The organism is Aliiroseovarius sp. B-4, from assembly GCF_056857795.1.
The window spans coordinates 1-9,311 of the sequence record NZ_JBSXNV010000023.1 but is presented as its reverse complement, the minus strand read 5'-3'; the positions used below and the strand labels follow the sequence as shown (position 1 = coordinate 9,311).

12 protein-coding genes are annotated in these 9,311 nt (G+C 58.9%); 8 read left to right on the top strand and 4 right to left on the bottom strand.

From position 1 onward, the window contains the following. The 4 genes from AC13C8_RS01330 to AC13C8_RS01315 form a co-directional block, all read left to right on the top strand. The coding region (locus AC13C8_RS01330) for a strawberry notch C-terminal domain-containing protein (protein WP_482846128.1) at positions 1-1,822 on the top strand (1,822 nt) is incomplete at its 5' end. Positions 1,823-1,840: 18 nt separating this feature from the next. After that, the gene (locus tag AC13C8_RS01325; protein WP_482846127.1) at positions 1,841-2,143 is read left to right on the top strand and encodes a hypothetical protein; all 303 of its coding nucleotides are present in this window, start codon (positions 1,841-1,843) and stop codon (positions 2,141-2,143) included. Between the two features lie 124 nt (positions 2,144-2,267). Further along, positions 2,268-2,996, top strand: a complete 729-nt coding sequence (locus tag AC13C8_RS01320; protein ID WP_076535534.1) for a DUF736 family protein — start codon at positions 2,268-2,270, stop codon at positions 2,994-2,996. A gap of 140 nt (positions 2,997-3,136) precedes the next feature. Continuing rightward, on the top strand, positions 3,137-3,343 hold the full coding sequence (locus AC13C8_RS01315; RefSeq protein ID WP_482846126.1) for a hypothetical protein: 207 nt from the start codon (positions 3,137-3,139) through the stop codon (positions 3,341-3,343). A 125-nt stretch (positions 3,344-3,468) separates the two neighbouring features. Here AC13C8_RS01315 and AC13C8_RS01310 read toward each other — a convergent pair whose 3' ends face one another. The 4 genes from AC13C8_RS01310 to AC13C8_RS01295 all read right to left on the bottom strand — a co-directional run bounded on the left by AC13C8_RS01310 (position 3,469) and on the right by AC13C8_RS01295 (position 6,659). Next, complete coding sequence (locus tag AC13C8_RS01310) at positions 3,469-4,713, bottom strand: type II toxin-antitoxin system HipA family toxin (protein WP_482846125.1); 1,245 nt, start codon at positions 4,711-4,713, stop codon at positions 3,469-3,471. Further along, positions 4,694-5,284 carry a helix-turn-helix domain-containing protein gene (locus tag AC13C8_RS01305; RefSeq protein WP_482846124.1) on the bottom strand — a complete coding sequence of 197 codons (591 nt, stop codon included), beginning with the start codon at positions 5,282-5,284 and terminating at the stop codon, positions 4,694-4,696. The genes AC13C8_RS01310 and AC13C8_RS01305 overlap by 20 nt, the downstream gene beginning before the upstream one ends. Positions 5,285-5,427: 143 nt before the next feature. Beyond that, entirely contained in the window at positions 5,428-6,339 is a 912-nt protein-coding gene (locus AC13C8_RS01300; RefSeq protein WP_482846123.1) for an ImmA/IrrE family metallo-endopeptidase, read from the bottom strand. Further along, a complete protein-coding gene (locus tag AC13C8_RS01295) occupies positions 6,336-6,659 on the bottom strand; it encodes a helix-turn-helix domain-containing protein (protein WP_482846122.1) in 324 nt (107 codons plus the stop codon). Before AC13C8_RS01295 ends, AC13C8_RS01300 begins: the two co-directional genes overlap by 4 nt. 141 nt (positions 6,660-6,800) lie before the next feature. On the opposite strand from AC13C8_RS01295, the gene AC13C8_RS01290 reads away from it, so the two are divergent. The 4 genes from AC13C8_RS01290 to AC13C8_RS01275 are packed head-to-tail and all read left to right on the top strand — an operon-like array spanning position 6,801 to position 8,892. Beyond that, positions 6,801-7,034 carry a DUF2188 domain-containing protein gene (locus AC13C8_RS01290; RefSeq protein WP_482846121.1) on the top strand — a complete coding sequence of 78 codons (234 nt, stop codon included), beginning with the start codon at positions 6,801-6,803 and terminating at the stop codon, positions 7,032-7,034. Positions 7,035-7,051: 17 nt separating this feature from the next. Next, complete coding sequence (locus AC13C8_RS01285; RefSeq protein ID WP_482846120.1) at positions 7,052-7,318, top strand: multiubiquitin domain-containing protein; 267 nt, start codon at positions 7,052-7,054, stop codon at positions 7,316-7,318. Further along, the gene (locus AC13C8_RS01280) at positions 7,293-8,477 is read left to right on the top strand and encodes a ThiF family adenylyltransferase (RefSeq protein ID WP_482846119.1); all 1,185 of its coding nucleotides are present in this window, start codon (positions 7,293-7,295) and stop codon (positions 8,475-8,477) included. The genes AC13C8_RS01285 and AC13C8_RS01280 overlap by 26 nt, the downstream gene beginning before the upstream one ends. Next, entirely contained in the window at positions 8,467-8,892 is a 426-nt protein-coding gene (locus AC13C8_RS01275; RefSeq protein ID WP_482846118.1) for a ubiquitination-like system serine protease family protein, read from the top strand. Before AC13C8_RS01280 ends, AC13C8_RS01275 begins: the two co-directional genes overlap by 11 nt. The last annotated feature ends 419 nt before the right edge of the window (positions 8,893-9,311 follow it).

Sequence of the window (9,311 nt, the reverse complement as noted above, 5' to 3'; positions counted from 1 at the left end):
GGACGAGCTCGTCGAGGGGGCCTTGACGCCGCGCGACTATGTTCTCGGCTACCTCGAACAGGCCTTCCCGATCCACGCGCAAAAGCTGGTCGAGATCGACGGCAATATGGTGGCCGAGCCGCTCAGGGACGAGACCGGCGCACTGGTTGTCTCCCGCGAGGCGCTCGCCCTGCGCGATGCGGCCATGATGGAGTTGATGACGCTGGCCCCGATCCCCTCGGCGCTCGATCAGATCCTCTGGGCCTTTGGTGACGAGGCTGTCTCCGAGGTCACGGGCCGATCTATCCGGCCCCTCAAGGCAGAGGATGGTCATCTCTTCATCGAAAAACGCGCCGCCAGCAGCAATTCCTCCGAGACCCAAGCCTTCATGTATGGTGAGAAGAATATCCTGATCTTCTCCGATGCAGGCGGCACGGGCCGATCCTACCATGCGGCTCAGACGGCGAAGAACCAGAAGCGTCGGCGTCACTACCTGCTGGAGCCCGGCTGGCGCGCCGATGCGGCCATCCAGGGGCTGGGCCGCACGCATCGCTCGGCCCAGGTCAGCGCGCCCTTCTTCCGGGTCTGCACCTCCGATGTGCATGGCGAGAAACGCTTCACCTCGACGATCGCCAAACGCCTCGACCAGCTGGGAGCCCTGACCAAGGGCCAGCGTGAGACCGGCTCGCAAGGCATGTTCCGGGGGCAGGACAATCTCGAAAGCCCGATCGCGCGGGCGGCGCTGCGCGGGTATTTCGCTGATCTTGCCGCCGGACGGGCCGAGGCGATGAGCTACGAGAGCTTCACAGACTGGACAGCCCTGCGGCTGATCGACAAGGACGGTGTGCTCCTCGAGGAGCTTCCCCCGATCCAGCGGTTTCTGAACCGGGTGCTGGCCCTGCCCATCCACATGCAGAACGCGCTCTTTGCCGAGTTCATGCGCCGGATCGCTGATCAGACCGAACGGGCGCGCGCGGCGGGCACGCTCGATCTCGGGGTGGAAACCCTACGCGGCGACAAGATAGAACAGGTCTCGACCGAGGATCTCTGGACCTGCCCGAAATCTGGCGCCGTGACGCGGATCATCGGACTTGAGGTGACGGACCCGGTCCATGTCCTGGACGCCGAAGAGGCCATGTCGCGCAATCCGGACAAGCTACCAATGGTAAATCGCGCCTCCAGCCGCGCGGCGCTCATCTCGGCGCGCCCCATGCAGATGTATGACGAGGACATTGTCACGCTGATGCGCAAGGCGGTGAGGCCAAACGGGTCCAGCTATCTGGAGGAGACGCGGTTCGGGTCCTCGGCCTGGGAAGACATCGACAGGCCCGAGTTTGCAAGGCTTTGGGATGCCGAGGCTGCGTCCCTGCCAAAAACCACCACAACCAAGCTCTACCTGCTGACCGGGCTCTTGTTGCCGATCTGGAAGGATATTCCGACCACGAATGAACGCATCTACCGCGTCACGCCGGACGGGGCGACCGCGATGATCGGGCGCACGCTCAGTGAGGAAGGGGCAGCGGCCCTCCGCGCACGCTTCCTCGTCTCCAATCCGCAAACGCCGCAGGAGATGTTAACCGCCGCCCTCGGCACCACCGCACCTGTCGATCTGGGCCGGGGCCTGACCCTGACCCGTCGCCGCGTCGCAGGCGAGATGCGTCTCGAGCTGGGCGGTGCGGATCGGGGCATGATTGAAGGTCTCAAGGCCATGGGGTGTTTCACGGAGATCATCGCCTTTCAGCTACGGGTGTTCCTGCCGCATGGGGACAGGGTCGACACGGGAAGCATTCTGGCCCGGATCGTGGGGCAGGCACCAGATGCCCCCTCAGTGGCAGCAGAATAGGCAAGGGAGGGAAAGATCATGACACTTGATGAAATCAAGGCCGACGTCGATGCCGGGCAGACCGTGCACTGGGCCAATACCGGCTACGTGGTCCACAAGGACCGGCTCGGTCAGTACCTCATCACCTATGTGCCGAATGGTAGCTGCATCGGCCTGACCGACCGGAGCGGGTACCGGTTGAACGGAAAAGAAACGGAGTTCTTCGTCGCGCGATCGGAGGACGGCGCGGAAAATCCGGGCAGCCAATCAAGACCAGACGGGCAGGGGAGAGGCGTAGCACCCGGAGGCGCGGGGGCATTCCCACTCGGATGGCAGCCCTGACCCGTGGGCAGGGCAGAAAGGAAAGCAGGCTTTCTGATTTGTGATCCCTCAGGGGGTCGAGAAAGCAATCCCGGATGCGTTGGCAAGAAGGTCAGGCACCGGCCAATCCAAAAGGAACCATCCCATGTTCGCAGGAACCCTCACCCGCAATGTCGAGACCGCAGCCGCTCAGTACACCGGCATGATCCACTCGACGCGCTTTGATATCGCCATCCAGCTGGAGGCACGGGCCAAGATGTCCGAACGCAGCCCGGATTTTGACGTGACGGCGGTCAACAAATCAGGCCGCAAGGTGCGCATCGGCACGGCCTGGAACGAGACCGGCAATACCAGCGGCAACCCCTACATCTCGATGCAGATCGATGTCGGCTTGGGCCCGTTCCGGGTCAACGCGGTGCAGACGAAAGAGGCGCGCGCGGCACAAAGCGGAGAGTTTGAGATCATCCCACTTGTCTCAAACGGCCTGATGAAATCCGGCTCGATCTCGGGCGAGCTCACCGCCATGGACGCTGACAACGCCTTCACCGGCTACATCGCCAACATGATGTTCGATCTGGAGTTCATGCTGATCGAGAACAGCTACAAATCCGAGGAGACCCACCCCGATTACCGGATCGAGGTCAGCTCGCCCCGGGGCACACCGATCCGCGTCGGCTCGGCCTGGATGGCCAAAAGCAGCCGCACGGGCAATGACTACCTGTCGCTGCTGATCAACACGCCCGATGGCGACCTGCGCGTGAACGCCGTGCAGAACGAAGAACAGCGCGGCGGGCAGACCTTCTCGATCATCCCGTTCATCGACAGCGGTGAGCAGCCGCAGGACGCAGGCGCGGGGCTCTCGCTGGTAGCGTGATTAGCGCGCGAGAGGAGACGATCTGAACCGAAAGGGGAGCCGTGGGACCACGGTTCCCCTTTTGCTGTGCTGGTGCAGTTTAGAGATGTCGTGAAGGAAATTATGCTTAGGTTAGTTGTCGGAGTAGGCCCGGAGCCGTCATGCAGCAGGCGGTGGCGGCTGATGCTGTGGCAAGCACCAAGGGAAGCGAAGCGCAGATAGCGATCTTTGCAAACTCAGCCTGTCTCTATCTCAACAAGCGCCTTTGCGAACATGACATCTGGAACGAGGCAAAGATCAGAGAACGATCGGGCGACTTGTTCGAGAACGCCAAGAAAATCTGGAACCTGCCAAACGCCGCAAGCTAACATCTATCGCCTTGCTTCGCCGGAGCCGTCCGTCACCCCTCACTTGCTGATGGGGGTGCGGCGGCGCAGAAGAACAGGGCACCTGCCTCCGCCCTGCTTTGCTGGTGAGACAGGAACCTATTGCGCTATGACAGTTCTTCCAGGATGGGCACCGTCTGCATGTGCGCCTCTACCGCCGCCCTGACATCATCACTCATCGGTAGGTGTGCCGCTTCTGTTTCCCAATGCTCCCGAAAAAGTTGAACCGTCTCCTTGGCAGCGTCGATTGCCATCTTTCTCGGGATCGATGCTTTGACGGCAAGGTGTTCTAACTCGTCAACTGAAAACGCTGAGAAGACACGCGCACGACTGATCTTCATGTTGGTCGCATCGCCTGGGATGTAAGGCACGGTCGCCACAAAATCATAGGCCGGTGCGAGTGAGACATACCGCCGGTCCGGATAGATCAGCGACCAGTTTTTCATGTGCATGTCGGCATTGCCGATCAGCATGTTGAAGGTCAGGCGCCGGACATACTCGGTGATGTCGGCATCATTGCCTTCGGCGGCGATTACCTGGGCGATGTTCCGGAATGTGCCATTGCCATACTTATCTTCTGGGTAGAGCCCGTAGACCTGCGCAAAATCCTCAATATGCACGCGTGATCCGTCGGACAGGCGATCAAAGCGCTCGATCACAAAGGCATGGCTGCCGATCTTATCGATTCCTTCGGGCAGGTTCTTGATCGCATCGATCCCCACGAGATCAATGGCAGGCACGTTCATCCCGACCAGACCCGCCAGCTTCATCATCGAGAATTCATTTTCGGGTACGCCCGCGAATTCACGGGAGGGGAGCTTCACGATCCAGGAGCCCCCGACGCCGGAAGCGGGAATGGTCAGGCCACCAGTTGCTCCCATCACCGCCGAGAACTTGAGCTGAACACCCGCCAGCGAAAACCGCAGCGCGTTCTGGCGACGATCATCGCCGTGATCATCGTCGCCACCGGCAACATCAGGCGGCCAGGCTTCACCATCAGCCGGGGTGATCGTGATCGCGCCGGGCAGGTCGTGGCCGAGCGCCCAGAGCAGATAGAATTCACGTTCGGGATTCACGCCTGCCTGTTCCGCCAGGTATTTGCGCAAGTGCCCTTCGGGCAGAAGGTTCGAGAAGAAGGGCATGACGCGTTTCTGATACGGACGAAAATCCGTATAGAGCTCCCCGAATTCATCCTTGAAGGCAAGACCAAGGGTCGCCCTGTCTGGGTCGGCAATATACTCGTCGGTGAAGGCGAAGATGGTGCGATCACCCCCGAGATTGGTGAGTGTGCCGATAGGGGCGTCATACAGATTGACGTTAAGGACGGAGACACTACTCATCGTTATCTCCATCTAGGCGGTAAGCGGGACGGGCCGGGCGCGCCCCATCCTCATCGGCCATGCCGTGTGCGAGGGCGTTGCGGAAACTGTTCATCTGCTTGGACGCGTCTTGCAGGGTTTTAAGGCCGCCCGTGTTATCCACGGTTTTGAGCGCCTCGCGGATGCTGCGCAATGTGTCAGTGTTCCGGATAAGATTTTCGAACTGGCGCAGCTCCCGAAACTGTCGCTGCAGATTCTGGATGGCTGAATTGTCGATCTTGAGTGACTGGATGTGCTCAAGCTGCTTGGCCAGCTGTGTAAACTCCTTTTGCGTTTCGGGCGTTGCCTTGGGCGCATCGCCCACGCTGCGAGTGATCGTTCTGACGGCGGGTGCGGCCTTGCGCGGCACGAGCGCCAGCTCCAGACCAAGAGCGTTTGCGATGGCGGTCAGACTTGAGACCGTCAGGTTCACAGCGCCGCTCTCGATCTTGGAGATGTGCGACTGCGGCACGCCTGCACGGGCGCTTAGCGCGCGCTGGCTAAGCCCCTTCTTCTCGCGCGCAGCCTTCAGTGTCGCTGCCAGTTTCTCGCTCTCATAGCTCATTTTGATATAATCCTGCACATCAAGCTAAGCGCCTGATCTACTTAGATGTATCATGTAAGACTTGCAATTTCAAGGTATGATATGCTTTTATAGATCACACTCTATTTACGATCTAATTTAATAGATTAGTCGTTGGGGCGTTTCTAGCTCAGCCAAGAAGAGCCGGGCGTGCGGCTCATCATACGGTCGTATGTGTCTTCCTCGGCCTCTTCGGAAAGTTCGAAGCGCGATGGTGCATCCCCAAGATGGATAAGGGAAAGCGCAAAGTCGTGGACTTCGGAGACCAGAGCATGCTCGGTGCAGGGCTCTTTGAACCAGACGCCCGCCTCATGCTCTCGCGTTGCCTTTCGTCTAATCAGCTCTGCATCCGTTGCCGGAATCGCAGCTGCCGGTATCTCGATTGGTGGTCGGCCGGACGTTTTGAAATAAGCGCCCGTGCGCAAGGCGCGACCACTCGACCACCCCCAATGAATAAAGCCGTCGATAGACTTCACAAGAACTGCACGGCGCTCGGTGTACTGCAGCCAGCGCAGCGTCGCTGCGATCAGGGATACGCCGTAGCGATCAGCGCACTCTCCCAAAGCTTCGAGGTCAGGCTGGGATTTCGGGGCGATCTGCGCGCGGAAGTCATCCAACGGCATGAGTAGATTTGCGGCAAACTCGTTCGCCTCTTTCTCGATCTGCCGGTACTTGCTGTCCCAGCGTTCCATATCCTCGGTACTGCAACGGATACCGTCAGGATGATCCTGTCTGTGCAGGAGGTAGTGCCCGAACTCATGTGCGAGCGTAAAGTTGACACGTCCCGGCGACGCTGTGTCGGAATTGTAGAAAATGCCCCAGCCTTTTTCGCCGGACGACGCCTTCATCAAGGCGCCCTCGAACCCTTTCAGCGGAGCGCCCTGCACAAGACTTATCGGATCTTCAGGAAAGCGCTGCTTGGAAAAATCGTAGGCAAGCGCTCCAACGTTTACCGGAAAGCGGTCGTCGCCACCCAAGGTGTTCAGGATGATGGTCAGATCGTATGCCCATCGTTGTGGTGACTTTGGCTTGCTCATCCGGGCTTCCCCCATAGCTTTACCATCTCGCGGATTTTTTCTTTGGTGTCGGAGTCCATGTGCCGGTATTCGCGATAGAACTGCACATCGACTGCATCCTCTTCTGATATCGCCTGCTTTTCGTCGAGCAGGTATTCAATCGTGACGCCAAGAACTTCAGCGATCTTAGTCAGCTTTTCCGCAGATGGCCGCGGCGGATTCTTGTTCTCCAGCTCCCAAATGTAGCTTTTGCTGGAGCCGGAGAGTTCGGCGAGTTTGTCGAGCGTTAGCTTCTGCTCCTTCCGTAAACGGCGAATCTTCTCTCCCAGGCTGTTGGTCATGTGGCGGCCTCCCCATCGATCTTCTTGTTCGGTAAAGACATACTTTACGTGCTTGACTTCTGACTTTCAACAAATATATGATGTTCGGAGTAGGCGTACTTTTTGTGCCTGCACCCCTAACGAACAGGAGGCATGAGAAACATGAGTAAGGGACCGAAGACCCATCACGTCGTGCCGAATCCGGCAGGCGGATGGGATGTGAAGCGTGGCGGCGCATCCCGCGCCAGCAGCCACCATGAAACGAAGCAGGACGCTGTTGATCGCGGACGTGAAATCAGCCGCAACCAACAAAGCGAACTGCGCATCCACAACCGCGCCGGACGGATCGCCAGCAGCGATAGCCACGGTGGCGATCCGTTCCCGCCCAAAGGTTAAACAGAAAGGTCATAACCATGGCGCAAGACGAAAAAGGCAAACCCGACAAAGAGTTCACGATTGTCGTGAATGGCCGCGAGAAGACGGTGACGGCGACGGAGCTTGGCGAGGACGATCTGGTCGCCCTTGCTTACGAAAACCCGCCCACGGGCGAGTTGATCTGCTTCACGATCACGTACCGACGCGGCCAAGGCAACAAGCCAGAAGGCACGCTGGATGAGGGCGATACCGTGAAGCTGAAGGACGGCATGATTTTCAATGTCACGGCAACTGATAAGTCGTAACGCCGATCTCAAGGCCCTCGAAGAAGGCGGATACGAGGTGGCTGTACAAGGTGGCCACCTCGTGATTTCCAACGTGCCCTACGTGAACGCCAATCGCGAGGTAAAGCTTGGTTCGCTCGTCTCTGTTCTGCAGATGAACGGGGGCGAGACGATGACGCCGAGCGACCACAAGGCGTATTTTGTGGGCGAACATCCTTGCGATCAGGACGGCAAAACGCTCGAAGGCATCAGGCATTCCAGCAAACGCCAGAGCCTCGGTAAAGACATCACGGTAGACCATATGTTTTCGGCTAAGCCGAAAGAGGGCTACCGCGACTACGAGCACAAGATGACCACCTATGTGGAGATGATCGCATCCCCCGCGCGGAAGATCGATCCGACAGCGGATGCACGCACCTACGTGGTGGCAAATTCCGAGGACCCCGATCCGGTATTCAACTACCATGACACGGCCTCGACACGGGCCGGGATTGGCGCCCTCTCGGACAAACTGGCGATGAACAAGGTCGCTATTGTCGGCCTCGGCGGCACAGGCTCTTACGTGCTCGATCTGGTCGCCAAGACGCCGATCCGCGAACTGCATCTCGTCGATGGGGATGATTTTCTTCAGCACAACGCTTTCCGTAGCCCCGGCGCGCCGAGTATCGAAACTCTGCGGGAGCGGAAAAAGAAGGTCGATTACTTCGCGACGCTGTATGAGCCCATGCGCAAGGGGATCATCCCGTACCCGGTTTATCTCGACGCCTTCAACGCGCACCTTTTAGACGAGATGGATTTCGTCTTTGTGTGCGTCGACTCCGGCATCGCCAAACGCCCGGCAGTCGAACGCCTCGAAGAACAGGGCATCCCCTTCATCGATGTTGGTATGGGCATCGAGATGGGCGACGATGCCTTGGTCGGCGTGCTGCGGGTGACGCTGAGCACAGCTGAGCGACGCGAACCGCTACGCCGCCGCGTGGGCATGGGCGAAGCAGAGATCGATGAAGCTTACGCCACCAACATCCAAGTCGCTGACCTGAACGCTCTGAACGCAACGCTTGCGGTGATCAGATGGAAGAAACTGGTTGGATTTTATGCCGATTTTGAGGGCGAGCATTCCAGCAACTACACGATTGACGGCAACATGATAAACAACATGGACAGGCGCGATGACGATTAAGAAAATTAACCATAAATTTGTAGATGCGATCCCCGAGCGGACTGAGGAGGGCGTTCTTTATCTTGCCATGGATTACGCGACGGCCGTTCATAAATGCGCCTGTGGCTGCGGCCGCGAAGTGGTCACGCCTTTAAGCCCGACGGATTGGAAGATGGGTTATGACGGTGTATCTGTGTCTCTCTCGCCATCCATCGGAAACTGGAGTTTTCCCTGCCGGTCGCATTACTGGATCAAGCACAGCAATATCCGATGGGCAGGCGATATGAGCGATGAACAGATTGCAGCAGGACGGGCTCACGACCGTCGCGCCAAAGGTCGCTATTACGATGTGCCGGAAGCCCCCGCAGCAAGGGCGAATGCAGATGCGCCACAAGGTCTTTGGCAACGTGTCCAGCGGTGGCTAAGCGGCAAGTAATGGTTAGTTCCGACCCCGATACCCTTACCGCGAGAACGGTTTTGTCCTTGTCCCGAATCCCTTCCGCTCGATGATGTATGGCGGCTGCATCTACGGCGAAAGAAGGTTTATCCAGATGCGCATGCAGCATATGTATCCCCACCCGCCGCCAAAACCCGCAACTTTGCGAAGTCCACTTCCTGCGCATCGCTGCCGTTCGTCCAAGGCGCAGCGAATGACTGGCTCCCGCCCATCACGGCGAATGCTGGCGAAAACACACTTCTATAATCGCCAGCGTAGTCGCCAGCACATCAACCTTGGGCTAAGCCTTGCGGCCTCCCCAGCTCGGCTTCGCGTGTCGCAGGGGAGAACGGCCCTTCGGTCCGTCGCGCATTCGGCCATGCGGCCTCACCGCGGCGTCGCACCCAGGCCCCCGGTTT

Coding starts and splice junctions, on each gene's coding strand:
- AC13C8_RS01305 (WP_482846124.1), bottom strand. CDS start 5,284: ATGAGCTATGAGAGCGAGAAACTGGCAGCGACACTGAAGGCTGCGCGC.
- AC13C8_RS01325 (WP_482846127.1), top strand. CDS start 1,841: ATGACACTTGATGAAATCAAGGCCGACGTCGATGCCGGGCAGACCGTG.
- AC13C8_RS01275 (WP_482846118.1), top strand. CDS start 8,467: ATGACGATTAAGAAAATTAACCATAAATTTGTAGATGCGATCCCCGAG.
- AC13C8_RS01295 (WP_482846122.1), bottom strand. CDS start 6,659: ATGACCAACAGCCTGGGAGAGAAGATTCGCCGTTTACGGAAGGAGCAG.
- AC13C8_RS01320 (WP_076535534.1), top strand. CDS start 2,268: ATGTTCGCAGGAACCCTCACCCGCAATGTCGAGACCGCAGCCGCTCAG.
- AC13C8_RS01290 (WP_482846121.1), top strand. CDS start 6,801: ATGAGTAAGGGACCGAAGACCCATCACGTCGTGCCGAATCCGGCAGGC.
- AC13C8_RS01285 (WP_482846120.1), top strand. CDS start 7,052: ATGGCGCAAGACGAAAAAGGCAAACCCGACAAAGAGTTCACGATTGTC.
- AC13C8_RS01300 (WP_482846123.1), bottom strand. CDS start 6,339: ATGAGCAAGCCAAAGTCACCACAACGATGGGCATACGATCTGACCATC.
- AC13C8_RS01315 (WP_482846126.1), top strand. CDS start 3,137: ATGCAGCAGGCGGTGGCGGCTGATGCTGTGGCAAGCACCAAGGGAAGC.
- AC13C8_RS01310 (WP_482846125.1), bottom strand. CDS start 4,713: ATGGAGATAACGATGAGTAGTGTCTCCGTCCTTAACGTCAATCTGTAT.
- AC13C8_RS01280 (WP_482846119.1), top strand. CDS start 7,293: ATGTCACGGCAACTGATAAGTCGTAACGCCGATCTCAAGGCCCTCGAA.